This is a genomic window from Ruegeria sp. AD5, from assembly GCF_056542345.1.
The window spans coordinates 1,412,299-1,438,211 of sequence record NZ_JBQFZR010000002.1 but is presented as its reverse complement, the minus strand read 5'-3'; the positions used below and the strand labels follow the sequence as shown (position 1 = coordinate 1,438,211).

26 protein-coding genes are annotated in these 25,913 nt (G+C 58.4%); 22 read left to right on the top strand and 4 right to left on the bottom strand.

The genetic code is table 11. The features are described from left to right. Positions 1-30 precede the first annotated feature (30 nt). Complete coding sequence (fsa, locus tag ACR0JG_RS15755) at positions 31-684, bottom strand: fructose-6-phosphate aldolase (RefSeq protein WP_170397415.1); 654 nt, start codon at positions 682-684, stop codon at positions 31-33. A gap of 88 nt (positions 685-772) precedes the next feature. On the opposite strand from fsa, the gene ACR0JG_RS15750 reads away from it, so the two are divergent. The 4 genes from ACR0JG_RS15750 to ACR0JG_RS15735 all read left to right on the top strand — a co-directional run bounded on the left by ACR0JG_RS15750 (position 773) and on the right by ACR0JG_RS15735 (position 5,668). After that, positions 773-2,968 carry a primosomal protein N' gene (locus tag ACR0JG_RS15750; RefSeq protein WP_170511421.1) on the top strand — a complete coding sequence of 732 codons (2,196 nt, stop codon included), beginning with the start codon at positions 773-775 and terminating at the stop codon, positions 2,966-2,968. Positions 2,969-3,047: 79 nt separating this feature from the next. Beyond that, the gene (locus tag ACR0JG_RS15745; protein WP_170511419.1) at positions 3,048-4,280 is read left to right on the top strand and encodes an MFS transporter; all 1,233 of its coding nucleotides are present in this window, start codon (positions 3,048-3,050) and stop codon (positions 4,278-4,280) included. Positions 4,281-4,346: 66 nt separating this feature from the next. Further along, the gene (locus ACR0JG_RS15740; RefSeq protein ID WP_170397408.1) at positions 4,347-5,219 is read left to right on the top strand and encodes a 50S ribosomal protein L11 methyltransferase; all 873 of its coding nucleotides are present in this window, start codon (positions 4,347-4,349) and stop codon (positions 5,217-5,219) included. Positions 5,220-5,323: 104 nt separating this feature from the next. After that, positions 5,324-5,668 carry a hypothetical protein gene (locus ACR0JG_RS15735; protein ID WP_170397406.1) on the top strand — a complete coding sequence of 115 codons (345 nt, stop codon included), beginning with the start codon at positions 5,324-5,326 and terminating at the stop codon, positions 5,666-5,668. Positions 5,669-5,776: 108 nt separating this feature from the next. On the opposite strand, the gene ACR0JG_RS15730 is transcribed toward ACR0JG_RS15735, so the two are convergent. Beyond that, positions 5,777-5,992 (bottom strand): DUF1127 domain-containing protein, encoded by a 216-nt coding sequence (locus tag ACR0JG_RS15730; RefSeq protein ID WP_170397404.1) that lies wholly within the window; start codon positions 5,990-5,992, stop codon positions 5,777-5,779. Between the two features lie 333 nt (positions 5,993-6,325). Here ACR0JG_RS15730 and ruvC point away from each other — a divergent pair, with 333 nt between their 5' ends. The 18 genes from ruvC to ACR0JG_RS15640 all read left to right on the top strand — a co-directional run bounded on the left by ruvC (position 6,326) and on the right by ACR0JG_RS15640 (position 22,758). After that, complete coding sequence (gene ruvC / locus ACR0JG_RS15725) at positions 6,326-6,823, top strand: crossover junction endodeoxyribonuclease RuvC (RefSeq protein WP_170404395.1); 498 nt, start codon at positions 6,326-6,328, stop codon at positions 6,821-6,823. Then, complete coding sequence (ruvA, locus tag ACR0JG_RS15720; RefSeq protein WP_170424326.1) at positions 6,820-7,497, top strand: Holliday junction branch migration protein RuvA; 678 nt, start codon at positions 6,820-6,822, stop codon at positions 7,495-7,497. Before ruvC ends, ruvA begins: the two co-directional genes overlap by 4 nt. Before the next feature lie 16 nt (positions 7,498-7,513). Beyond that, the gene (ruvB, locus tag ACR0JG_RS15715) at positions 7,514-8,533 is read left to right on the top strand and encodes a Holliday junction branch migration DNA helicase RuvB (protein WP_480570920.1); all 1,020 of its coding nucleotides are present in this window, start codon (positions 7,514-7,516) and stop codon (positions 8,531-8,533) included. Between the two features lie 63 nt (positions 8,534-8,596). Then, entirely contained in the window at positions 8,597-9,220 is a 624-nt protein-coding gene (locus ACR0JG_RS15710) for a hypothetical protein (RefSeq protein WP_170397395.1), read from the top strand. Further along, entirely contained in the window at positions 9,217-9,600 is a 384-nt protein-coding gene (gene ybgC / locus ACR0JG_RS15705) for a tol-pal system-associated acyl-CoA thioesterase (RefSeq protein WP_170404386.1), read from the top strand. Before ACR0JG_RS15710 ends, ybgC begins: the two co-directional genes overlap by 4 nt. Before the next feature lie 105 nt (positions 9,601-9,705). Then, on the top strand, positions 9,706-10,401 hold the full coding sequence (gene tolQ / locus ACR0JG_RS15700; protein ID WP_480570918.1) for a protein TolQ: 696 nt from the start codon (positions 9,706-9,708) through the stop codon (positions 10,399-10,401). A gap of 2 nt (positions 10,402-10,403) precedes the next feature. Continuing rightward, positions 10,404-10,874, top strand: coding sequence for a protein TolR (tolR, locus tag ACR0JG_RS15695; protein WP_170424320.1), 471 nt, complete (start codon positions 10,404-10,406; stop codon positions 10,872-10,874). Positions 10,875-10,889: 15 nt separating this feature from the next. Further along, positions 10,890-11,993, top strand: coding sequence for an energy transducer TonB (locus ACR0JG_RS15690; RefSeq protein WP_480570915.1), 1,104 nt, complete (start codon positions 10,890-10,892; stop codon positions 11,991-11,993). Continuing rightward, positions 11,990-13,309, top strand: a complete 1,320-nt coding sequence (gene tolB, locus ACR0JG_RS15685; RefSeq protein WP_480570912.1) for a Tol-Pal system beta propeller repeat protein TolB — start codon at positions 11,990-11,992, stop codon at positions 13,307-13,309. The genes ACR0JG_RS15690 and tolB overlap by 4 nt, the downstream gene beginning before the upstream one ends. Before the next feature lie 86 nt (positions 13,310-13,395). Then, positions 13,396-13,899 carry a peptidoglycan-associated lipoprotein Pal gene (pal, locus tag ACR0JG_RS15680; RefSeq protein ID WP_170564691.1) on the top strand — a complete coding sequence of 168 codons (504 nt, stop codon included), beginning with the start codon at positions 13,396-13,398 and terminating at the stop codon, positions 13,897-13,899. 4 nt (positions 13,900-13,903) lie between these two features. Beyond that, entirely contained in the window at positions 13,904-14,734 is an 831-nt protein-coding gene (gene ybgF, locus ACR0JG_RS15675) for a tol-pal system protein YbgF (protein WP_480571134.1), read from the top strand. Further along, positions 14,731-15,984, top strand: coding sequence for a tRNA lysidine(34) synthetase TilS (gene tilS / locus ACR0JG_RS15670; RefSeq protein WP_480570908.1), 1,254 nt, complete (start codon positions 14,731-14,733; stop codon positions 15,982-15,984). Before ybgF ends, tilS begins: the two co-directional genes overlap by 4 nt. A 77-nt stretch (positions 15,985-16,061) precedes the next feature. Continuing rightward, entirely contained in the window at positions 16,062-17,978 is a 1,917-nt protein-coding gene (gene ftsH / locus ACR0JG_RS15665) for an ATP-dependent zinc metalloprotease FtsH (protein ID WP_170424311.1), read from the top strand. 95 nt (positions 17,979-18,073) lie between these two features. Continuing rightward, positions 18,074-18,649, top strand: coding sequence for an MOSC domain-containing protein (locus ACR0JG_RS15660; protein WP_480570905.1), 576 nt, complete (start codon positions 18,074-18,076; stop codon positions 18,647-18,649). 166 nt (positions 18,650-18,815) lie between these two features. Further along, entirely contained in the window at positions 18,816-20,492 is a 1,677-nt protein-coding gene (locus ACR0JG_RS15655) for a formate--tetrahydrofolate ligase (RefSeq protein ID WP_170404366.1), read from the top strand. Between the two features lie 57 nt (positions 20,493-20,549). Next, positions 20,550-20,855: a chorismate mutase gene (locus tag ACR0JG_RS15650; RefSeq protein ID WP_480570902.1), complete on the top strand. Its 306-nt coding sequence runs from the start codon at positions 20,550-20,552 to the stop codon at positions 20,853-20,855. 53 nt (positions 20,856-20,908) lie between these two features. Further along, positions 20,909-21,799, top strand: a complete 891-nt coding sequence (folD, locus tag ACR0JG_RS15645; protein WP_480570899.1) for a bifunctional methylenetetrahydrofolate dehydrogenase/methenyltetrahydrofolate cyclohydrolase FolD — start codon at positions 20,909-20,911, stop codon at positions 21,797-21,799. Positions 21,800-22,128: 329 nt separating this feature from the next. Continuing rightward, entirely contained in the window at positions 22,129-22,758 is a 630-nt protein-coding gene (locus ACR0JG_RS15640) for a LytTR family DNA-binding domain-containing protein (protein ID WP_480570896.1), read from the top strand. Between the two features lie 3 nt (positions 22,759-22,761). On the opposite strand, the gene pdeM is transcribed toward ACR0JG_RS15640, so the two are convergent. Then, a complete protein-coding gene (gene pdeM / locus ACR0JG_RS15635; protein WP_480561156.1) occupies positions 22,762-23,424 on the bottom strand; it encodes a ligase-associated DNA damage response endonuclease PdeM in 663 nt (220 codons plus the stop codon). Positions 23,425-23,464: 40 nt separating this feature from the next. Beyond that, positions 23,465-25,876 carry a ligase-associated DNA damage response DEXH box helicase gene (locus tag ACR0JG_RS15630; RefSeq protein ID WP_480570894.1) on the bottom strand — a complete coding sequence of 804 codons (2,412 nt, stop codon included), beginning with the start codon at positions 25,874-25,876 and terminating at the stop codon, positions 23,465-23,467. Positions 25,877-25,913 lie beyond the last annotated feature (37 nt).

Genomic DNA, 25,913 nt, shown 5'->3' with positions numbered 1-25,913 from the left:
CCTGATGGCACCGCGCGGCAATGCTTGGGATCAGAGGATTTTCTGACCTGTCTTGGCCCAGTCGGCCAGGAAAGTTTCAAGGCCTTTGTCGGTCAGCGGGTGGTCTGCCAGTTTTTTGATCACGCCCGGAGGTGCGGTAATCACGTCAGCCCCAATGCGGGCGCTGTCGGTCACGTGGTTTACGGTGCGGATCGAGGCGGCGAGGATTTCGGTCTCGAACCCGTAATTGTCATAAACTTGGCGAATATCTGCGATCAGGTCCATGCCATCGAGGTTGATATCATCCAGACGTCCGATGAAGGGCGAGATAAAGGTCGCGCCCGCCTTGGCGGCCAGAATGGCCTGATTGGTCGAGAAGCACAGGGTCACGTTGACCATCTGGCCTTCGTCGGTCAGTGTTTTACAGGTTTTCAAACCGGCCCATGTCAGCGGCACTTTGACTGCGATGTTGGGCGCGATCTTGGCCAGCTTACGGCCTTCGGCGATCATGTCGTCGGCCTCGGTGGCGACAACTTCGGCCGAGACGGGGCCGTCGACCAGATCACAGATCTCTTTGGTGACCTCCAGAATGTCGCGGCCCGATTTTAGGATCAGCGAGGGGTTAGTGGTTACGCCGTCCACCATGCCCAGATCGTTCAGTTCGGCGATGGCGTCGATTTCGGCGGTGTCTACGAAGAATTTCATGAGGGCAGTCCTTTGATGGGTTGGCCTTGGTCGCGGATGGCTTTACCTCAAAGAGACCCATGCTGGAACCCCCTGCGAAGGATATGCCGTGAGCGCTAACGGATTTTTCGACGAAGGAGAGCTGGTTGCGGTGCTGACCACGCAGCCGCTGGACCGGACGTTGGATTACAAAGCGCCCGAGGGCGGGTGCTTTCTTGGGGCGTTTGTCGAGGTGCCTTTGGGCCCGCGCAAAGTCTTGGGTGTGGTTTGGGGGCCGGGGCAGGGTGGTTTTGATCTGGCCAAGGCGCGGTCGGTGAACCGGGTGCTTGAGGTCGCGCCGATGCGTGAAGAAATGCGGGTGTTTCTGGGGAAAGTGGCTGACTACACCCTGACGCCGATGCCTGCGATGCTGCGGCTAGCAACGCGCGCGCCGGGGTTGGGCGATCCGCCCTCAATGCGCAAGGTTTATCGTTTGGGCGGTGGTCAACCGGACCGAATGACCGACGCACGAATGCGGGTACTTGAAGTTTTGCGAGACTATGGCGGCTTGGCCTTTACGCTGAAGGAACTGGCCGAGCAAGCGGGGGTCACATCTTCGGTCATTAAGGGGTTGGTCAAACAGAACGCTGTGCGTGAAGAGGACAGCCCGCGTGATCTTCCCTATCCTCATCTTGATCCAGAATTGCCGGGAAAGGACCTGACCGAAGATCAGGCGGAGGCCGTTATGCGGCTTCAGACCGGGCAACGGACGGGAGATTATGGAACGACTCTTCTGAAAGGGGTGACGGGCTCGGGCAAGACCGAGGTTTATCTTGAGGCGGTCGCCGAGGCCCTGCGCGTGGGGCGGCAAGCACTGGTCTTGCTGCCCGAGATCGCGCTGACGGCTGAATTTCTGACCCGTGTCGAGGCGCGATTTGGTGCGCGTCCGGCTGAGTGGCATTCGGGCGCGACCATGACCGAACGTCGCCGGGTTTGGCGGATGGTCGGTCAGGGTGATGCGCAACTGGTCGTTGGGGCCCGGTCAGCACTGTTTCTTCCATTTCGCGATCTTGGTCTCGTAGTTGTCGATGAAGAACACGACACCTCGTACAAACAAGAAGATGGGGTGCATTATAGTGCGCGGGATATGGCCGTTCTGCGTTCGGCCATCTGCGGAGCGCGGGTGATTCTGGCCAGCGCGACGCCTTCACTGGAAAGCTGGGCCAATGCCGAGGCGGGTAAATACGAACGGCTGGACCTGACCTCGCGTTTTGGTGCAGCAGTCCTGCCCGAAATGAAGCCGATCGACATGCGCGCCGAGCAGATGCAGGCCGGGACTTGGATTTCCCCCTCGCTGCGGCAGTCGGTGCAACAGCGTATCGAACGCGAAGAGCAGTCACTGCTGTTCATCAACCGCCGTGGCTATGCGCCCGTGACACTATGCCGGGCGTGCGGGGAGCAGATTGCCTGCGATCATTGCGACGCGCGAATGGTTGAACATCGGTTCCTCAAGCGTCTGATGTGCCATCAATGTGGTGAGACCAAGCCAATGCCAGAGGCCTGCCCATCCTGCGGGGTCGAGGGTAAACTGGCACCGGTCGGACCCGGGATTGAACGGCTGGCAGAAGAAGCCGAGGCGGCGTTCCCTGAAGCCAAAATCGCTATGCTCAGCTCTGATCTGTTTGGTTCGGCTCGTGCCCTGAAGGCCAAGATCGAAGAGATTGCCGAAGGCGATGCGGATATCGTTATCGGGACGCAGCTGGTGGCCAAAGGACATAACTTTCCAAAGCTGACACTTGTAGGGGTGATCGATGCGGACCTTAGCCTGCATGGGGCTGACCTGCGCGCGGCGGAACGAACTTTTCAATTGATGCGGCAGGTGGCGGGCCGGGCAGGTCGTGCGGAAAAACCGGGGCAGGCGTTGTTGCAGACATTCCAGCCGGAACATCCGGTGATCCGGGCGATTCTATCGGGCGATGAAGAAGGGTTCTGGAAGGCTGAAGCCGCCGGGCGTCAGGCCGCCGGGGTGCCGCCTTATGGTCGAATGGCCGGGATTGTCCTGTCTGGCCCCGAGGTCGGGCCGGTCTTCGACATCGGCAACGCCATGGCGCGCAACGATGCGCCGTTGCGCGATGTTGGTGCTCAGGTATTTGGCCCTGCTCCAGCCCCGATCGCGCGCATACGCGGGCGTCACCGCGTCCGGCTGTTAGTCAGAGCCCCGAAAGGTGCGCCTATTCAGGACGCCATCGCCCGCTGGATCGCCCCGTTGAAGTTGAAAGGCGATATCCGCCTGACCGTGGATATCGATCCACAAAGCTTCTACTGACCCCTGCATCAGTGCAGAGCCGCTGTGCGCCGGCCGCTTTCCCCTCGCCAAAAAGTACAAATGGGCGTAGAGCATCCTCATGCTGAAACCCATGCCCTTGTCTGAGGCGCAGAGTCTTCCGCTCTGGCGCCGCCCTATGACGCTCTTGTTCGTGATGGCGTTGACCATGCCGATCGCGTTTAACGCGTGGAGTGCATTGCTGAACAATTTCGTCATCGAGGCGGCGAACTTCGACGGGGCGGATATCGGGCTTTTGCACACGGTACGCGAGATTCCGGGCTTTCTGGCCGTTGGCGTGATTGCGGTGATCATTTTCATCCGCGAACAGGTACTGGCCATGATCTCATTGATGATGTTGGGCGTGGCGACGGCGGTGACGGCCTGGTTTCCCAGCCTTGGCGGGCTGCTGTTTGTGACGCTGTTCAGCTCGATCGGGTTTCACTACTATGAGACGGTGAACCAGTCACTGCAGCTGCAATGGCTGCCTAAAGACCGTGCGCCGCAGGTGCTTGGCTGGCTGGTGGCTATGGGCTCGGCTGCGACGGCTGTGGTCTATGGGTTGATCGTTCTGACATGGGACCGCTTCGACCTGTCCTATAACTTCGTGTTCATGGCGGCGGGCGGCGTGACGGCCTTGCTGGCATTGTTTTGCCTGATCGCTTACCCGCAATTCGACGCGCCGACGCCGCAGACCAAGAAGCTGATCCTACGCCGCCGCTACTGGCTGTATTATGCATTACAGTTCATGGCGGGCGCGCGGCGGCAGATTTTTGTAGTGTTCGCCGGTTTCATGATGGTCGAGAAATTTGGCTTTGAAGTACACGAACTGACCAGCCTGTACCTGATCAATCTGATGATCAACATGATGGCGGCTCCGCTGCTGGGCAAGGCAGTCGCGCGGTTTGGCGAACGCCGCACGCTGATCTTTGAATATGCCGGGCTCGCCATCGTTTTCGCAGCCTATGGCGGCATCTACTGGTTTAGCTGGGGCGTGCTGCTGGCGGCGATTCTCTATGTGATCGACCATGTGCTGTTTGCTCTGGCGTTGGCTTTGAAAACTTATTTCCAGAAGATCGCCGACCCGGCGGATATTGCACCCACTGCGGCGGTGGCATTTACCATCAACCATATCGCCGCTGTTTTCTTGCCAGCACTTTTAGGTCTGCTATGGGTCGTTTCGCCCGGCGCTGTGTTTGGTTTGGCCGCTGCAATGGCGATCATCTCGCTTCTGCTGTCATTACTGATCCCGCGTCATCCGGAACCGGGCAACGAAACCATCCTGTCGAAATACGCCCCCGCGCCCGCCGAATAAGCGACTCCGCTTGACCTTGGCGGTCGGTGCCCCTAGGCGCTGTTTCGATCGAAACAGGAGGCCCCCATGCCAACATTCACTGCTCTGACCACTTTGACCGGCAAGAAAGCCGCCGAAGGATTGGGCGAGGCGATGGAACGGCTGGACCCGGAACCAACCGGCGTCGGCGTGTTCGAGGTCGAGGATGGCTCGGGCCTGTGGGAGGTCGGCGGCTATTTTACTGAAACCCCGGATGAAACCGCGCTGGCGGTTCTGGCCGCCGCGTTCGAGGCCAAGCCCTTTGTGGTCTCGGAGCTGCCCGAAACGGATTGGGTCGCCCATGTCCGCCGCGAACTAGCCCCAGTCGAGGCCGGTCGGTTTTTTGTCTATGGAAGCCATGATGCCGACAAACTGCCCGAAGGCCGCATTCCGCTGCTGATCGAAGCTGCGATGGCCTTTGGCACAGGGCACCATGGGACGACGCTTGGTTGCCTCAAGGCTTTGGACCATCTTCTGGATCATGGGTTCACGGCCACCAAAGTTGCCGATATCGGCTGCGGTACTGCCGTGCTGGCGATGGCCGCAGCTCGGGTCTGGGATGGCGATATCATCGCCAGCGACATTGATGAGGTTGCCGTCGACGTGGCCGAGGCCAACCTACGGGCGAACGGTATGGCGGGTGCGGTTAAATGTGTTGAAGCTGCAGGTTTCGATCACCCGGATCTGAAGGCGCATGCGCCTTACGATCTGATATTCGCCAATATCCTAAAAGGTCCGCTCGTGGCCCTTTCGCCTGAAATTTCGGCGAACCTGCGGGGGGGTGGACAAGCGATTCTATCGGGAATCCTCAATGAACAGTCCGATGACGTGATCTCGGTTTATCTCCAAAACGGCTTCAATCTGGTTCGCCAGGATCGGATTGGTGAGTGGACGACGCTAATCTTAAGCAAACAGGGCTGAATTCAGGCCATTTACGGGAGTTTTGTGGATTTTTGCCACGTTTTTGTCGCATTCTCTAATTACCGTCTTTCAATGCACTCGGGGGGCGGTTTTCGGAGGCTGCCATGACAGGAAAACAACTCGAATTCGATCAACGCATCTCGCGTTTGAACAAAAAGCACCAGAAACTCAGCCGCGGCTATCGTGCCACGTTGCGCTCAGACGGGCTGGTGGTGATGAAACCCCAGCGTATGCGTTCAGCAGTTCCAGCGAGGGTTTTGTTGCTGTGTTTGGTTGGCTTCTTTGCCTTCAAGGCCTTTTTACTGTCCCATCTTGGCCCGACTGCGTACGAAACGCGTGTTGAAAGCCTGAATCAGGGCACGCCGGTTGAGAAAGCTGGCGCCTGGATCATGCAGGCCGATCCGGTGACCGCGTTTTTCTCGAGCCAACTGAACAAGGTTTGGTTCTAACCGGATATCTTGCACCCTCCTAATAAAAACACCGCATGCCTCACGGCGTGCGGTGTTTCTGTTTGCCCCACAGGGAGGAGGAAGGGGCGTATGCGGTAGTCCGTTATCTCAGTAACGGCGGCCTTCGGCGACAACGTCGATGTCGCCGCGGCATAGTCCGATATCGTCCAGTTCGCGGTCAGAAAGACCGTTCAGCGCGTTACGGGTTGCGCGGGCGTCATTCCATTCAACAACGGCGTTTACAACCGATGCAAAAAGTGCGCCGATACGGCCGACGAGGCCGAATGAGCCAGTGGTGGTGCGGGTGGTATCCAGTGCAGCCATATCCTGTTTCCTTCTGGTTTGTGTTAAACTCTGATCTTGCGATCTGAGCGGCATCTAGTGATGAGTTTCGCCGTGCGCAAGCGCAGAAATTGCATGTGTCCTATGCATTTTTTGCAACGCTCGAAATTGATGAAAACCCCTTAAATCATTGGTTAATGTTCGATCGGATAAGCGTCGAAAACGAACCTAACCCGGTCGCAAACAGGCCGCGAGGAACCGGCGGCGACATGAATGTCGGTTTTGGACCTTGAGTTGATTTCCTTGGAAAATGTTCACGCTTCGTGCTAGTCGATGAAAAAAGATCACACAAACCCGAGCAGGCCGAGACAAAACATGCGAATTCTGGGCATTGATCCAGGGCTTAGAACCTTGGGATGGGGCGTCATCGAATCGCATGGCAGCCGCCTGAGCCACGTTGCGAATGGATTGTGTAAATCCGATGGTGATGATCTGGGGGAAAGGCTGCTGTCGCTACACAATCAAATCGTCGAAGTCATCGCCGAGCACAATCCAGATCAGGCGGCAATTGAACAGACCTTCGTCAACAAAGATGGGGCCGGTACACTGAAACTGGGTCAGGCGCGTGGTGTTGCGCTTCTGACGCTTGCGCAGGCGGGTTTGCCGGTTGGCGAGTACGCCCCCAACCGCGTCAAGAAAACGGTGGTGGGCGTCGGGCACGCCGAAAAAGAGCAGGTTCTGCATATGGTCAAACTCCAACTGCCCGGTTGTTCCCCCAAAGGGGCGGATGCTGCGGATGCATTGGCGATTGCCATCTGCCATTCCTACTATGGCGCCGCACCGCAGGCACGGATGAAAGAGGTACGCGCATGATCGGCAAGCTCACTGGACGGCTGGATTACCGCGCGGCGGATCACGTTCTGATCGACGTGCGGGGGGTCGGCTATATCGTCTATTGCTCGGACCGGACCATGGCGGCCCTGCCGGGGGTGGGTGAGGCAATGTCGATCTACACCGATATGGTCGTGCGCGAAGACCTGATGCAGCTTTATGGTTTTCTGTCCTTGGTCGAGAAGGAATGGCACCGTCTGCTGTGCTCGGTTCAGGGTGTGGGTGCGAAGGTATCGCTGGCCATTCTTAGTGCGCTGGGGCCTGATGGTGTCAGCCGCGCGATTGCCTTGGGCGACTGGGGGGCCGTGAAGGCCGCAAAGGGTGTCGGCCCCAAGACCGCGCAGCGGATCGTGCTTGACCTCAAGGACAAGGCCCCGGGTGTGATGGCGATGGGCGGCACGGTGACCGAAGCGATGGATGGCCCGGCACTTGAAGTGGTTGAGACGACCGAGCCTGCGCCTGTTCCGAAACGGGTGGCGAAACCGGCCTCGGGCGCTGCCGCTGCTTCTGCGGATGCGCTGTCGGCGTTGGGCAATCTGGGCTATGGACCGTCCGAGGCGGCATCGGCCGTGGCCGAGGCAGCGGCTAATATGCCAGATGCGGGCGAGGCCGATCTGATACGCGCCGCGCTGAAGCTACTGGCCCCCAAGGGCTGAGTGAAAGGGTAACTGAATGGTAGACTCTGATCCCGCCCTGCGACCCGAACCGATGCCCGAGGACAATGACCGCGCCCTGCGCCCGCAGGGGCTGGATGAATTCATTGGTCAGGCCGAGGCGCGGGCCAACCTGCGCATCTTCATCCAGTCGGCCCGCCAACGCGGTGAGGCGATGGATCACACGCTGTTCCATGGTCCACCTGGATTGGGTAAGACCACGCTTGCGCAGATCATGGCGCGCGAGTTGGGAGTGAATTTCCGCATGACCTCGGGGCCGGTTCTGGCCAAGGCGGGGGATTTGGCGGCGATTCTGACCAATCTGGAATCGCGGGATGTCTTGTTCATCGACGAGATTCACCGTCTGAACCCGGCAGTCGAAGAGGTGCTGTACCCCGCGATGGAGGATTTCGAGCTGGATCTTGTCATCGGTGAAGGTCCGGCGGCGCGGACTGTACGGATCGAGCTGCAGCCATTTACGCTGGTCGGGGCGACAACGCGGATGGGGTTGCTTACCACGCCGTTGCGCGATCGGTTTGGCATCCCGACCCGGCTGCAGTTCTATACGGTCGACGAGTTGCACGAGATCGTCACCCGCAATGCCCGCAAACTGGGCGCACCTGCGGATGACGAAGGCGCGCGTGAGATCGCGCGCAGGTCTCGTGGAACACCACGGATCGCCGGTCGTCTGCTAAGACGCGTGGTGGATTTTGCCATTGTTGAAGGCGATGGGCGGATTACGCGCGACTTGGCGGATGGGTCACTGACCCGGCTGGGGGTCGATAACCTTGGTCTGGACGGGGCCGACCGCCGGTATTTGAAGCTGATTGCCGAGAACTATGCGGGCGGGCCAGTGGGGATTGAAACACTCTCGGCGGCGTTGTCCGAAAGCCGGGATTCGCTGGAAGAGGTGATCGAGCCTTATCTCCTGCAGCAAGGCCTGATCCAGCGCACTCCGCGCGGACGGATGCTGGCGCAAAAGGCATGGACGCATCTGGGGATGGCTGCACCCAAAGGACAGAGCGATCTGTTTGGTTGAAGTGGGGCGCATTAGATTTTAAGGCTCAGGCAGTCGTATCTAAATCGAGAAGAAGGACTGGGCGTGACACCCGATGAGATTGAGGCGCTGTTCACACGCGATAGCGGTGAGTTTCTGTTTGCGCGCTGGGGCAGACCCATTGTGCCCATCGTGTTTGGTGTCGAGGATGAAACGCTGTCGACCGTAAAAGGTGCGTTCGAGGCGGTTGTCACTCTGGCAAATCACAAGATGGCCGAGACGGATCCCGAACTGGGTGCCAATTGCATGGTGTTCTTCTTCCGTGAGTGGCAGGAATTGTTGGACGTGCCCGATCTGGATCGCCTGATCCCGGATCTGGCCCCACTGGTCGACCGGCTGGTGGCTGCCGATGCCAATCAGTATCGCATATTTCGGTTCGAGGATGACGGCGCTATCCGCGCGGCATTTGTGTTTTTGCGCATGGACAAAGAGCTGTCGAAAGTGCCGGCAGAAACGCTGGCGCTAAACCAGGTCGTGCAAACGATCTTGCTTTGGTCCGATACTGCCTTTCGCAGCGCCTCACCTCTGGCGATTGCTGGTGACGCGACGATCTTGCGGCCTGATATTGCGGCCTTGATCCGCGCCGCCTACGATCCTGTTCTGCCCGGTGCCGCGCAGGACCCCTCTCATGCGTTGCGCTTGTTCGCCAGATTGGAGCCGTCGCAATGAAGCATCACTACCCGGTCCGTGTTTATTACGAAGACACCGACATGGGAGGCGTGGTCTATCACGCAAATTATCTGAGATTCATCGAACGCGCCCGGTCGGACTGGGTGCGTAAACTGGGTAATGATCAGAACGCGATGCGGGACGCAGGCATTGTCTGGGTCGTGCGGCGGATCGAGGCGGATTATCTCGCCGCCGCTAGGTTTGAAGACGAGCTGATGGTCGAGACCGAGATGGTTTCGCTATCGGGCGCTCGGTTGACAATGTCGCAATTGGTCAAGCGTGGCGAGACCGAGATTTTCCGCGCCGAGGTAACGGCTGTCTGCATGAATGCGCAGGGTAAGCCCGTGCGTCTTCCGGCAGAGATTCGCGCATTGATGTAACATTTTCAGCCTCCGGGGTGGTTCTGTTGGCTTTTCATCTCCATCTGCGTTAGCGTTTGGCAAAACAAGGCCAAATGGCCATCAGGCAAAACAAAGAGCAGGTTCATGGAAGCTGAAACGCTGGCGCTGGCGCAGGAGATCGATTTCTCCATGTGGGGGCTGTATGCCCGCGCGACCTTTATCGTCAAACTGGTGATGTTGATGCTGATCGGTGCATCCATCTGGTCCTGGGGCATTATCATTCAGAAACTGATCAACTACCGAGCCGCGCGGTGCGAGGCGCAGGTATTCGATGAAAGCTTCTGGTCTGGCAATCCGCTGGATGAGCTGTTCGAGCAGATCGGAACCCAGCCCGATGGCAGTTCCGAGAAGATTTTCGCGGCGGGGATGATCGAGTGGCGACGCTCGCACCGCACCGATGGCGGCTTGATCGCAGGGGCGACGGCGCGGATCGATCGCTCGATGGACGTGGCGATCGCGAAAGAGGCCGAGGGGCTGCAAAAAGGGTTGCCCATTCTGGCCACTGTTGGATCGACAGCGCCGTTTATCGGCCTGTTTGGCACCGTTTGGGGCATCATGAATGCCTTTATCGAGATTGCCGAGCAGCAGAACACAAACCTCGCCGTTGTGGCCCCGGGTATTGCCGAGGCGTTGCTGGCCACCGGTCTTGGCTTGCTGGCCGCGATCCCGGCGGTGATATTCTATAATAAACTCAGCGCAGACAGTGACCGCATCGTCGGCGGCTACGAGGCCTTTGCCGATGAATTCGCCACTATCCTGTCGCGTCAGTTGGATAGCTGACGATGGGTGCGGCAGTTCAGCAAAGCTCGGGCGGGAACGGACGCAGGCGCGGGCGGCGGCGCGGGCGCGCCCAACCGATGGCCGAGATCAACGTGACGCCCTTTGTTGATGTCATGCTGGTGTTGCTGATCATCTTTATGGTGGCGGCCCCATTGTTGACCGTCGGCGTACCTGTCGATCTGCCCAAGACTGCCGCAAGTGCCTTGCCCGGTGACAACGAAGAGCCGCTGACTGTGACCCTGACCGCAGATGGGCGCGTGCAGATCCAGACCACGGATGTGCTGCGCGAAGAACTGATCGGTAAGCTGCGCGCGATCGCAGCTGAGCGCAGCAGCGACCGTGTGTTCTTGCGTGCTGACGGCGCGATTCCCTACGCGCAAGTGATGCAGGTCATGGGCGCTTTGAACGCGGGTGGGTTTTCCAACGTTGGCCTTGTGACCGATACCGGCGGGCCAACGCTGGACGAAGGGTGAGAGTGAGGCTGCGCGGTGGATACCGGCACCAAGATTTCGGCAATTGCGCATGTCAGCCTGATTGGCTGGGCGCTGATCGGCGGGAACTTCCGGTCCGAGCCGCTGCCGATGGCTGTACAGGATGTCTCGGTGATCTCGGCTGAGCAGTTTGCGGCCATGACCGCGCAACGCGAGGCACCCGAGGTGCCGACTGACCCGGCTGAACTGCAACAGCCTGCAGAACCTGATGAGATCGAAATACTGGACCCGACGCCGGAAGATACGCCCGAACCTGAGCAGGTTGCTCAACCCGAACCGGATCCGGAACCGGAACCAGAACCAGAAACAGTGGAAATCCCACCTGAACCCGAACTGATAGAACAGCCTCCAACGCTTGAAGAGCCCGAGCCTGAGCTGGCGGCGCTTCCTGCGCCCCCAGGCCCAGAGGCAGAACCAAGCCCTGCGGATAAGATCGCGCCCGAGCAGATTGCTCCTTCTCCGCCCGAGGCCAAGCCGGATGACATTGAAACCCCTCCGGTTTCGCTGGATGAAGGGGCGGAAATCCAACAAGAACAGCAGGATCAAACGGCACCAGAAGAGGCCGCGCCCGAGATCGTGACCGAGGCGGAAGAAGTCGAAGATCCGGCCCCGCGAACCTCTCCTCGTCCGCGCGTGCGCCCGAACCGACCGGCACCCCAGCCAGAGCCTGAGGTTGCAGAAACGCCCGAGCCCGCGCCGACTGAACCTGCGCAAAACGAGCAAGCAATAAATGACGCCCTGGCCGAAGCATTGGGCAATGGCACCGAACCTTCGGGCCCACCACTGACTAGCGGTGAAAAAGACGCGATGCGGGTTGCGGTGTCGCGGTGTTGGAATGTCGGGTCCCTGTCGACGGATGCGCTGGAAACTGTGGTTGTTGTCGGGTTTTCGTTAACCAGAGATGGCAAAGTGGTTGGCGGCAGTTTGCAGCTACTCGACAGTACCGGCGGCTCGGCCGCATCAGCAAAACAAGCCTACGAAGCTGCGCGCCGCGCAATTTTGCGCTGTGGGTCTAAAGGATATGACCTACCTGCTGACAAATACGATCAATGGCAGGATATTGAGATTACATTCAATCCCGAGAGGATGCGGATCAAATGATGAAACTTCTGACCAGCCTCTTAATTGGCCTGACCCTTCTTTCGACCTCGGCCTACGCCCAAAGTGGCCCGCTGCGTCTGGAAATCGATGAAGGGATCATCGAACCTATGCCGTTTGCCGTGCCAAGCTTTGTGCCTGACGGTCCCTCGGCGGCACAATATGCACAAGATATCTCGCGGGTGGTCGTGTCTGACCTGACCGGAACGGGCCTGTTTCGTGAAATCTCGTCGGATGCATATATCAGCCGCGTCAGCAGTTTCGATGCGCCGGTACAGTTCGCTGATTGGAAGGCGATCAACGCTCAAGCGCTGGTGACAGGGGCGGTCAACATGTCGGGCAAGCGCCTGACGGTCCGGTTCCGGGTTTGGGATGTCTTTTCGGGGCAGGAACTCGGCAACGGTTTGCAGTTTGCAGGAACAACCGACGGTTGGAGGCGCATGGCGCATAAGGTCGCGGATCAGGTTTATACCCGGATCACGGGAGAGGGCGCCTATTTCGACAGCCGTGTCGCGTTCGTGTCGGAGAGCGGCCCAAAGGATCAACGGCGCAAACGGTTGGCCATAATGGATTACGACGGCGCTAATGTGCAGTATCTGACCGACAGCGCAGCGATTGTTCTGGCGCCTCGGTTCTCACCGACGGGCGACCAGTTGCTCTATACCAGCTACGAGACCGGTCAGCCGCGTATTTACGTTCTGGATGTCGGCCGCGTGAAGCGGCAGGAGTTGAAAACGCAGGAAGGCACCATGAGTTTCTCACCGCGCTTCTCTCCGGATGGTCGTTCAATTGTTTATTCGTTGACCCAAGGCGGAAACACGGATTTGTGGAAAATGGATCTGGCCTCGGGCCAAAGCGTGCGACTGACCAATACGCCCGCGATTGAAACTGCACCAAGCTATGCGCCGGATGGCAGTCGGATCGTGTTTGAAAGCGACCGGTCGGGCACCCCGCAGCTTTACATCATGCCCGCCAACGGAGGCGAGGCAACGCGGATCAGTTTTGGGCAAGGCCGCTATGGCACGCCGGTCTGGTCTCCGCGTGGTGACTTGATTGCCTTTACCAAGCAGTACAAAGGTCGCTTCCACATCGGTGTTATGCGCACGGATGGCAGCGAAGAGCGCCTTTTGACCGCCTCGTTCCTGGACGAAGGTCCCACATGGTCGCCAAACGGGCGGGTCATCATGTTCACCCGCGAAACGCAGGGGGCAAGCGGTCGATCGACGCTTTACTCTGTGGATATTTCGGGCCGTAACTTGCGTCCTGTTAGAACGCCGGATGGCGGTAGCGACCCGTCTTGGGGGCCACTGCAGAATTGATCGGAACTGACAGCAGGTAAAGTTCACAACAAACCCGCAATGTGATAGAAGCGCGGCAATAAACAACGAAACACGAGGCACTTGAGATGAAACTGTTGAGCAAAGTCGCGGCAATTGGGGCGCTGACCCTGATTGCGGCCTGTTCCAATAATGATCCGTCGGCTCTGGGTGGCGACGCTGGTGGCAGCGGCGCGCTGGTTCCGGGCTCACCCAGTGATCCGCGTTCGCCAGCCTATTTCCAGCAGACAGTTGGTGACCGGGTCCTGTTCGCAGTCGATCAGTCCACGCTCAGCCCGCAGGCGCAAACAATTCTGCAAGGGCAGGCCGATTGGCTGCTCGCCAATCCGGATTTTGTCGCCAATATCGAAGGCCATGCGGACGAGCAGGGCACGCGCGAATACAACCTTGCGCTTGGAGCTCGTCGGGCCAATGCGGCGCGGGAGTATCTGATCTCACGCGGGGTGGCAGGCAACCGGTTGACCACCGTCAGCTATGGCAAGGAACGCCCGATCGAAATTTGCAGCACCGAGGATTGCTACTCGAAAAACCGCCGCGCGGTGACGGTGCTGACCGGTTCAACCTTGGGGTAAGATGATGCGAATTGCAGGTTTGGTTCTGGCGGCGGTCGTGACCGTCGCTGGTATGGCACAGGCACAGGATCAGCAGACGCTGGCGGATATCCGTCAGGAATTAACCGTGCTGCATGTGGAAATTCAGCGTCTCAAGCGCGAGTTTTCAACCACTGGTTCCCCTGCGCCAAACCTGTCCGGCAGTTCCGTGCTTGAGCGCGTTGATGCGATCGAGGCCGAACTACAGCGCCTGACTCGTCAGACCGAGCAGTTGAACCAACGGGTGCAGAATGTCGTGACCGATGGCTCCAACCGTATCGGTGATTTGGAGTTTCGTCTGGTTGAACTTGAAGGCGGTGATCTGAGCGCGTTGGGCGAAACCTCAACGCTGGGTGGTGAGACATCGACCGATGTGGCTGTGGCACCCACCCCCAACCCTACGCAACCCACGGTCACTGATCAGGGGGAGCTTGCAGTCGGTGAACAAGCGGATTTTGATGCCGCTTCGCAGGCCCTGGTGGATGGAGATTTCCAGACCGCGGCCGATCTGTTTGCGCAATTCGACCAGTCCTATCCGGGCAGCCCATTGGCGAGCCAAGCCAATCTGCGGCGCGGGCAGGCGCTGAAAGGGGTGGGTGATACACGCGAAGCGGCGCGCGCCTTTCTGGCCAGCTTCACGGGCGACTCCGAAGGGCCTCTGGCACCCGAGGCGTTGTTTGAGTTGGGCGCAGCTCTTGGACAGCTGGGCCAAACCGATCAGGCTTGCATCACCCTCGGCGAAGTTGGCGTACGGTTCCCGACCTCGGCGCCAGCAGCTTCGGCCACACAGGAAATGGCAACACTGGGCTGTTCTTGACCTCTGACGCCGATACGCTTCGGGCCAATTTGCGGGCAGGTCTGCCCGATCCACTGCCGCGCCGTCTGGGGGTGGCGGTATCAGGGGGCAGTGATTCGACTGCCCTGTTGCGATTACTTGTTGATATCGCGCGACAAGAGCAGATCGAGCTGTTTGCGGCGACCGTTGATCACGGCCTGCGAGCTGAATCTGCGTCAGAGGCCTTGGCCGTCGCGACACTGGCGCAGCGCTTAGGCATTCCTCATGAAACGCTGAAATGGCAGGGGTGGGATGGATCCGGAAATCTGCAGGATCAGGCGCGGCGTGCGAGATACCGGTTGCTGGTCGCGTGGGCCGAATCGAAGGGCCTAGAGGCAGTTGCGCTGGGCCACACGGAGGATGATCAGGCTGAAACGGTACTGATGCGGCTGGCCCGTGCTTCGGGCGTTTCGGGGCTTTCGGCCATGGCTGTATCGCGAAAAGAAGGTCGGGTCACATTGCTGCGCCCCTTGCTGTCCACAACACGCTCAAATCTTCGGGAATATCTGATTGCGCAGGGTATCTCGTGGATTGATGATCCGTCGAATCAGGACCCTCGTTTTGACCGGATCAAAGCCCGCCAGGCACTTTCCGGATTAAATCAAATCGGGATCACGGCAGAGTCATTATCACGGGTCGCTGAAAATATGGCGCAAGCGCGTGAAGCATTGGCGCAATACGCGCAAGAATCCGCTTTCCGGTGCATGACGGTGACGGATGGCGATCTTTGCATTGATCGCGAAGGTTTCGAAACTCTGCCCGAAGAAATCCGTCGTCGGCTTGTGACCGCGTCTGTTTCATGGATCGCAGGGGGAGAATATCCGCCGCGACACAAAGCGGTGGATCAAGTGCTGGATTTGATATCGTCTGCTCAGACGGCCACCCTGGGGGGATGCATTTTAATCCCGGAAGGCAAAAAAACTTGGATTTGCAGAGAGCTAAACGCTGTCAGCAATCAGCACGCGCGCCCCTCAGAACCTTGGGACAGGCGTTGGATTATATCCGGGCCAAAAACTGAAGTTGCGGAAATCCGGGCGCTTGGTGAGGATGGTATATTGCAGCTGGAAAACCGGCGCTCTGTGGGCAAACCTCGCGCTGCAGTGTTGTCGACGCCCTCGGTCTGGGCCGAAGGCACTCTACTGGCTGCACCCCTGGTCGGATTTGCAAACGAATGGCGGGCCGAACTGCTTCCAGAAAGGTCCGACTTCGATGCGGTGATTTTATCTCATTGAACCTGCCACAATCCTCTCTATTTTAAGGAACAACCCCGGCAGGTCCCCACCTGCCGAAACCTTTCGGGAGATTTTCCTTGGGCAACGCTCGCAACATCGCCTTCTGGGTCGTTCTGTTTCTGCTGATCCTGGCACTGTTCAACCTGTTCAGTGGACCCAGCGGGTCGCTTCAGAACAATGAACGCACCTATTCCGAATTCGTCAGCGCCGTGGACGCCGGAGACGTCACCAGCGTCACGCTAGATGGCGAACAGATCCGCTATCGCACGAATGAGAATCAGGACTTTGTCACCATCAAACCCACCGATGCCGAGGTGACGAAGCTGCTGATCGACAAGAACATCCCCGTTCGTGCTGAAAAACAGCAGCAATCGGGTTTCCAGTCGTTCCTGATCACGCTGCTGCCCTTCCTGCTGCTGATCGGTGTCTGGGTCTATTTCATGAACCGGATGCAAGGTGGTGGCAAAGGTGGCGCGATGGGTTTTGGCAAGTCCAAGGCCAAGATGCTGACCGAAAAGCACGGCCGGGTGACGTTCGACGACGTTGCGGGCATCGACGAGGCCAAGGAAGAGCTGGAAGAGATCGTGGAATTCCTGCGCAACCCGCAGAAATTTTCGCGTTTGGGCGGTAAGATTCCCAAAGGCGCGCTGCTGGTTGGCCCTCCGGGCACTGGTAAGACGCTGCTTGCCCGTGCGATTGCGGGCGAGGCAGGTGTGCCGTTCTTTACGATCTCGGGTTCCGATTTCGTTGAAATGTTCGTTGGTGTTGGTGCATCGCGTGTGCGTGACATGTTCGAGCAAGCCAAGAAGAACGCGCCTTGTATCGTGTTCATCGACGAAATTGACGCCGTGGGGCGCCATCGTGGTGCTGGCTATGGCGGCGGTAACGACGAACGCGAACAGACCCTCAACCAGCTGCTGGTTGAGATGGACGGTTTCGAGGCCAATGAAGGCGTGATCATTCTGGCTGCCACCAACCGGAAGGACGTTCTGGACCCCGCGCTGCTGCGTCCGGGCCGGTTTGACCGTAACGTGACCGTCGGCAACCCCGACATCAAAGGCCGTGAAAAAATTCTGGGCGTTCACGCGCGCAAGACGCCTCTGGGTCCCGATGTCGATCTGCGCATCATCGCGCGCGGCACGCCGGGCTTTTCGGGTGCTGATCTGGCGAACCTCGTGAACGAGGCCGCATTGATGGCCGCCCGCGTCGGTCGTCGCTTTGTCACCATGGAGGACTTTGAGAACGCCAAAGACAAGGTGATGATGGGGGCTGAGCGCCGTTCGATGGTGCTGACGCAGGACCAGAAGGAAAAAACCGCCTATCACGAGGCCGGCCATGCCGTTGTGGGTCTGGAACTGCCGCTGTGCGATCCGGTCTATAAAGCGACCATCATTCCGCGCGGTGGAGCGCTGGGTATGGTTGTGTCACTGCCCGAAATGGATCGTCTGAACTATCACCGCGATGAGTGTGAGCAGAAGCTGGCCATGACTATGGCAGGCAAGGCCGCCGAGGTGATTAAATACGGCGAAGATCACGTGTCGAACGGCCCTGCGGGCGATATCATGCAGGCCAGCCAACTGGCGCGCGCCATGGTGATGCGCTGGGGCATGTCGGACAAGGTCGGCAATATCGATTATGCCGAAGCCCATGAAGGCTATCAGGGCAATACTGCCGGTTTCTCCGTGTCCGCTCATACCAAAGAGCTGATCGAAGAAGAGGTGAAGCGCCTGATCCAGCAAGGCTATGAGCGCGCGCACAAGATCCTGACCGATAAGAACGAGGAATGGGAGCGTCTGGCGCAAGGTTTGCTGGAATACGAAACCCTGACCGGCGATGAGATCAAGCGCGTCATGAATGGCGAACCGCCCACCGAAAGCGATGATGAGGGTGACAGCCCCGATGAGGGCAACGCCCCCAGCGTAACTGCCATCCCGAAGACCAAGTCCAAGAAATCGCCGCCAGATGGCGGGATGGAACCAGAACCCACTGCATAATTGCAAAACCCGGAGCCAGCCTCCGGGTTTTCTCTTTTCATCAGGGCGTTGCTGGGCATTATGCCTGCTAACCTGTCATTGAAGGGGGGCGCCTCATGCCATTCTTGCGTGAAACAGAATATTCAGCCGAGGTGGTATGGCTGGGCCATGTTCCAGCAGGCCAGTCTTTGCGGGCCAAGCCTGTCAACGCTTTGGATCTGAATTTTGATGGCGTTCAGGGGGAACGGCATCAGGGGCTCAATCGGGCGTCCTGTGTTCGGGTAGCGAATCTCTATAAAAAGGGCACCGAGATCCGGAATGTGCGGCAACTGTCAGTGCTGTCGGCAGAGGAATTGGGTGATATTGCGGCTGAGATGGAGTTGGCAACGCTTGATCCGTCTTACCTTGGGGCTTCGATTGTCCTAAAGGGCATTCCCGATTTCTCTCATATCCCTCCATCGTCGCGGTTGAAGGCCGAGAGCGGGTTGACGATCACTGTGGACATGGTAAACGCCCCCTGCGTTCTTCCGGGCCGCGAGATCGAGGCAGATCACACTGGTTACGGGGCTGCATTCAAACCTGCGGCCAATGGGCGACGCGGGATAACGGCTTGGGTCGAACGCCCGGGGGCTCTGAAACGCGGCGACAAGATGCAATTGTTTGTGCCGGATCAGCCCCTTTGGAACCCATAGGTTCAATCCGTTTCCGATTTGCGCATTACGATTTCTCGCAACGCCGTTTCGCGGCATGAAAATGTCGGAATCCTTAGCCATCAGTGTTGTGTACATCAGTATATGTTGCGCAGCGCCGACGCCCGTGCGTCGGTTTTGCACGGAATTCAATCAGGGACCCTGCCCAATGAGCTACAAATCCGACATTGAGATTGCCCGCGAGGCGAACAAAAAGCCGATTCAGGAAATCGGCGCGAAGCTGGGTATCTCCAGCGATGATCTGCTGCCTTACGGCCATGACAAGGCCAAAGTCAGCCAGGACTTCATCAACTCGGTACAGGACCGCGAAGACGGCAAGCTGATCCTGGTGACCGCGATCAACCCAACCCCCGCAGGTGAAGGCAAGACCACCACCACCGTAGGTCTGGGCGACGGCTTGAACCGCATCGGCAAAAACGCGATGATCTGTATCCGCGAAGCTTCGCTTGGCCCGAACTTCGGTATGAAGGGCGGCGCTGCAGGCGGCGGTTACGCGCAGGTTGTTCCGATGGAAGAAATGAACCTGCACTTCACGGGTGACTTCCACGCCATCACCTCGGCCCACTCGCTGCTGTCGGCGATGATCGATAACCATATCTATTGGGGTAACGAGCAGGAAATCGACACCCGCCGCGTTGCATGGCGCCGCGTCGTCGACATGAATGACCGTGCTCTGCGTCAGATCACGGCGTCTCTGGGCGGCGTGTCGAATGGTTTCCCGCGTGAGGCAGGTTTTGACATCACTGTGGCGTCCGAAGTCATGGCAATCCTCTGCTTGGCAAACGACTTGAAAGATCTGGAAAAGCGTCTGGGCGATATCATCGTTGCTTACCGCCGCGACAAGACCCCGGTTTACTGCCGCGACATCAAGGCAGAAGGCGCTATGACCGTTCTGCTGAAAGACGCGATGCAGCCGAACCTGGTGCAGACGCTGGAAAACAACCCGGCCTTCGTCCACGGCGGCCCGTTCGCGAACATCGCGCATGGCTGCAACTCGGTCATCGCAACCAAAACCGCTCTGAAAGTGGCCGACTATGTTGTCACCGAAGCGGGCTTTGGTGCTGACCTCGGTGCCGAGAAGTTCATGAACATTAAGTGCCGCAAGGCGGGTATTGCTCCGTCGGCAGTGGTGCTGGTGGCCACCGTGCGCGCGATGAAAATGAATGGCGGCGTGGCCAAGGCTGACTTGGGTGCGGAAAACGTTGACGCTGTGAAGTCAGGTTGCGCCAACCTGGGTCGTCACATCGAAAACGTCAAATCCTTCGGTGTTCCGGTTGTCGTCGCGATCAACCACTTCGTCACCGACACCGATGACGAAGTTCAGGCGGTCAAGGACTACTGCGGCGAGCATGGTGTTGAGGCGATCCTGTCGCGTCACTGGGAGCTGGGTTCGGATGGCTCTGCGCCTCTGGCCGAAAAAGTTGTCGAAATCGTCGAAAATGGTGCCGCGAACTTCTCACCGATCTACCCAGACGACATGCCGCTGTTCGAGAAGATCGAAACCATCGCCAAGCGTATCTATCGCGCCGACGAAGTTCTGGCCGACAACAAGATCCGCAACCAGCTGCGCGAATGGGAAGAAGCAGGCTATGGCAATCTGCCGGTCTGCATGGCGAAAACCCAGTATTCGTTCTCGACCGACCCAACCCTGCGCGGCGCGCCCACCGGCCATTCGGTTCCGGTGCGTGAGGTGCGCCTGAGCGCCGGAGCTGGTTTCATCGTCGTTGTCTGCGGTGAGATCATGACCATGCCCGGTCTGCCGCGCAAACCGGCCGCCGAAACCATCTGCCTTAACGACGCAGGTGAGATCGAGGGCTTGTTCTAAGCGCTCAAATAAGACATCTCGTGGTCCGGGGATATCCCCGGGCCGCAGGAGACCAAAATGCCCACTCTGATACCTCCGCAAGACTGTCATTCGATGCAGGAATTGCGGCCTCAGATCGACAAGCTGGACCGCCAATTGATTGGATTGCTGGTAACGCGCGCAACCTATATCGACCGCGCGTCGCAGCTGAAACCCGGCGAGGGCCTGCCAGCCCGCATCCCGGAACGTGTCGAAGATGTGGTGCAGCGCGTCCGCAAGAACTCGGATGAGTTGGGTATGGACCCCGATCTTGCCGAAAAGCTCTGGCGTATACTGATTGATTGGTCGATTGCCCGCGAAGAACGCGTGCTCGGCCCAGACTGAAGAAACGGGCGCCTAGTGCGCCCGATCCGTTTTGTGAAAGAAGGGATCAAAGAATGGTAGCGCAGGTTATCGACGGAAAGGCCTTTGCCGCCAAAGTGCGCGCGCAGGTGGCTGACCAGGTTGCAAAGCTGAAAGAAGAGAACGGCATCACCCCCGGTCTGGCGGTGGTTCTGGTGGGCGAAGACCCGGCCAGCCAGGTCTATGTCCGTTCTAAGGGTAAGATGACCGTCGAGGTCGGCATGAACTCGTACGAGCACAAGCTGGATGTGGACACGTCCGAAGAGGACCTGCTTGCGCTGATTGACAAACTGAACAATGACCCTGCGGTGCACGGCATTCTGGTGCAACTGCCGCTGCCCAAGCATCTGAACGAAGATCTGGTGATCAACACGATCGATCCGGCAAAGGATGTGGACGGGTTCCACATCTCGAATGTGGGCCTGCTGGGAACAGGTCAGAAGTCAATGGTGCCGTGCACTCCGCTGGGCTGTCTGATGATGTTGCGCGATCACCACGGCTCTTTGTCCGGCATGGATGCTGTAGTGATCGGTCGGTCGAACATCGTGGGTAAGCCGATGGCGCAGTTGCTTCTGGGCGACAGCTGCACCGTGACCATCGCGCATAGCCGCACCAAAGATCTTCCCGATGTTGTGCGTCGTGCTGATATTGTGGTCGCCGCAGTTGGTCGCCCCGAGATGGTTCCGGGTGACTGGATCAAGGAAGGCGCAACCGTGATCGATGTCGGCATCAACCGGATCGAACGCGACGGCAAGAACAAGCTGGTTGGCGACGTTGACTACGCCACTGCGGCAGAACGCGCTGGTGCGATTACCCCCGTTCCCGGCGGAGTTGGCCCTATGACGATCGCCTGCCTTCTTGCGAACACGCTCACCGCGGCTTGCCGCGCAAACGGCTTGCCTGAACCGGAAGGCCTGACTGCCTAATTGCAACCTCCGAGTTCAATTCGGGCGCAAGGTCAATGATTGAATTGGCCGGAGAGCGAAAAGCTCTCCGGCCTTTTTCATTAGATTAGGATATTTATATAACTACATCTTGACTTGACCTAGCGTCGGTCGGTGATAATCCTTCTATTCCAGCCGTTTAAGGGGTTATAATCCTGTCTGTTCGTGTTTCATGGTTTTACCTTTGGCGAGGTGCGTTACCTGGTATGATGAAGCTGAGTCCGATCTTCTCGTTAGTAAGCCTTCAACGGGTAGTGGCGGGCCTCGTTTTTATTCCTTTATTGGCGTATTCCTTTGCCCCCTTTCGGGATATGACACTGCCATTCAGTCAGCGGATGGTGTTCTGGACAGGTGTTATGCTGCTCGCGCTTGCAGCGACTTGGTCGGCTGGAAAGTTGGTACGCGAACGGCTCAATCGATCAGGATTGCTGGTGCGTGATTTTGCCTTCGTCCTGTTGATCCTGACATTGTTTGCCCCGTCGCTGTGGTTGCTGACCTGGATTCTGTTCACGCTAAATGGATTGATGGCACCGGGCATATTGAAAGTCGCCCCTTATGGTCTTCTCTTCGCCACCGGACTTTTGCTGGTGCGTCAGCGGGAAGAAACTGCAGCACCGGTATTCGAACCCAGACCACGTCTTTTCAATCGTTTGCCCGCCACTTTCGAGGGGCAGGTTTATCGGTTAACCGTGCGCGATCACTATGTCGACGTGGTCACGTCCGATGGCACGTTTACAATTCGCTCGCGCTTTACCGACGCGATTGCCGAGATGGAGCCGGTACAAGGCCATTGTACGCACCGTTCACACTGGGTCGTGGATTCGGCGATTGTTGGGGTCGAAAAAGAAAAGGGAAAATCCTTTTTGCACCTAAGCAACGGCGATCAGGTTCCTGTCAGCAGGAAATACAAGCAACAGCTCGTGGACGACGGGTTGCTCTAGAACCTATCTGGGCATCGGGATGAGTTGAGGTTGCGCGCCGGTCAGAATTGCCCGCGCATCCAGTGCCATGATGCCGCTCAGAGCCTCTGCTGAACTGCGCAACCCCCCAGTGTAAGCGCCATAAGCTGGAAGGATCAGACGTGATTGATCCAACAAAAAAGCCGGGCGGGTGATCGAGCGCCCTCGGGCATTCAGGTTAACTTTGGGGTGGTAGTGGCCCGAGACTTCACCTGCACTGTTTTGCTGGGCGATATGGCGAAAAATCAGATCGTGGCAAGCCCACTCGGACAGATGTGTGCCGCCCATTTCTACCGGGCCGGGGTCATGGTTCCCCTCGATCCAGATCCAACGTCGACCAGCCTGCATTGCGGTGATCTGTTGCCTATCCTCAGCAGCCAACGCGCCCGAGGCATCGAGATCGTCAAAGCTGTCCCCCAAACAGATGACCGTCGTGGCACCGGTACGGGCAAGATCACTTGCCAATCGGGTCAATGTTTCGCGGCTGTCATACGGCGGCAAGGTCGGGCCGCCTCTGCGGGCGATCCGTTCGGATTTGCCTAAATGCAGATCGGAAACACAGAGCAAGCCCTGTTCCGGCCACCATAGTGCGCCCGACCCAAGCGCAGTCAGGTCTTGGCCAGAAAATGAAAACGCGATCTTGTTCATGATCCGTTCTTCATACGATTTTGCGGATTGCGCAAGTGGTTTATGCCGGTTGCAATCCGGCCGCCTGCAGTAAACGGGCACTTTCTTCCGCAAGCAGGCGTTCCTCGGCTTCACCCTTGACGGGGACTTTGCCAACTTCGAGGAACAGAGGCGCCGCCAGGGGTGAGACGCGGTCTAGCCGCAGCAGGTCAATCCGGTCTCCGATCCGGGCGACCATGGCTTCGATCCGTCCGAAATCGACCAACCCGCGCATGGCCTCTTCGCGGGTGATTTGCATCAGCAGATGTTCAGGATCGTATTTCAGCAAGGTGTCATAGAGGATATCTGACGAAAATGTCGCCTGCCGACCACTCTTGCGCTGCCCACCAGTGTTGCGTTCGATCAAGCCCGCGATTGTGGCCGAAGCACGAAATGTGCGTTTCATCACGGCGTTACCCGCCAGCCAAGTCTCCAATCCTTCTCGTAGCGCGTCCAACTGAAATAGTGGGCGCGGATCGGTCACCGCATCCAGCCCCCAGATTAAGGTGGCATAGTCAGTGGCTACAAATCCCAGCGGCGCAAGGCCGGTTTCCTCCATGCGTTTGGTCAACAGCAAGCCCAGCGTCTGTTGCGCATTGCGGCCGGCAAATCCGTAGACGCATAGATGCTCGCGCCCCCTGTCAGGGAAGCTCTCAATCAACAGGCGGTCACTTTGCGGCAGGCGTGATATCTCGCGCTGAAGACCCAGCCATTCGGCAGTATGTCCGGGCAGTTGAGGCCAATCCGGCTGTGCGAACATCCGTAGGATTCGGTCGCTCAGCTGGGTGGACGTGGCGAACTTAGTACCCGAAAAGGTCGCGATCTTGGGCTTGCGGTCAGCGCGGCGGCTGACCTCGACCACCATCTCTCGCAGACCCTCATAGCGGACGATCTGACCACCGATCAGAAAGGTATCACCAGGGGTTAGCGAGGCCGCGAATCCCTCCTCTACCTCACCCAGAGGCTTGCCCCCGCGATTGCGCTTAAGCCGAACCTTCAGCGTGTCGGTGTCCTGAATCGTGCCAAGGTTCATGCGGATACGCTGTGCCGCCCTCGGGTCGCGCAATTGCCAGGCTCCATCCGGGCGCTGCTGAAGCCTCTGCCACCGATCATAGGCTCGCAGGGCATATCCACCGGTGGCGCAGAATTCCAAACAGGCATCGAATTCAGCACGGGTGATCTGCGCATAAGGCCCGGCAGCCGTCATTTCGGCGTAGAGTGCATCTGCATCAAACGGTCCCGCTGCGGCGGCGATCAGAATATGCTGGCACAAAACGTCCCTGGGTCCTGGCCCGCGGGGGTCGCCATCCAGATCATGTTCTTGCACAGCTTCCAGTGCAGCAACACATTCGACCACTTCGAACCGGTTGGCTGGGACGAGAATAGCTTTGGAAGGGGCATTGTAGCGGTGATTTGCGCGCCCGATCCGCTGCACTAGCCGCTTGACGTTCTTCGGCGCGCCGATCTGGATCACCAGATCCACATCGCCCCAGTCGATCCCCAGATCGAGGCTGCCGGTGCAGACAATTGCCCTCAGATCACCCCTGACCATCGCGGCCTCGACCCGTTCGCGTTGTTGCCGATCCAGGCTGCCGTGGTGAATGCCGATGGGCAGAGCGTCGTCGTTGGCGAGCCAGAGGTTGTGAAAGAAAATCTCGGCCTGCGCCCGAGTATTGTGAAAGATAAGTGTCGTCTTGTGCTTTTTGATCTGCTCCATCACAGCGGGGATGGAATAGGCTGCGCCACCGCCCGACCATGGCGGCATCTCTTGTGTTTGCAGCATCGAGATATCGGGGTCAGGGCCGGGATCAGCCTGAATAATTCGGCAAGGATCGGGATTGCGGGCTAGAAATCGTGCGATGCCTTCGGGGTCTTCAACCGTGGCGGACAAGCCTACGCGGCGCAGATCGGGGCAGAGTGTCTGCAATCGTGCCAGCGCCAGCATCAATTGATCCCCCCGTTTGCTTTCTGCCAGTGCATGTATTTCGTCGACAACAATGCGCTGGACCCCAGCAAACATGCGCGGAGCATCTTCGTATGAAGTAAGTAACGCCAGACTTTCGGGCGTGGTCAGCAGGATATGTGGAGGATCGACGCGCTGGCGTTTCTTCTGCGTGGCCGATGTGTCGCCGGTGCGATCTTCGATCCGAATTGGTAGGCCGATTTCCTCGACGGGAACGCGCAGATTGCGCCTGATATCCGCTGCCAGCGCCTTGAGAGGAGACACATAAAGCGTGTGCAATCCGTCATGCTGCCCCTGCGCCAACTCGGCCAAGGAAGGCAGAAAACCGGCCATGGTTTTGCCGCCACCAGTTGGAGCGATAAGAAGGGTCGCGGGATCATTCGCCCGCTCAAACATTTCTTGCTGATGTGGATGAATCGACCAGCCTTTGTTCGAAAACCAGTTTTGGATTGCCGGGGGAATCTGCACCATCCGGCAAACCTAGCGCAGCCCTCAGGCCATGGAAACC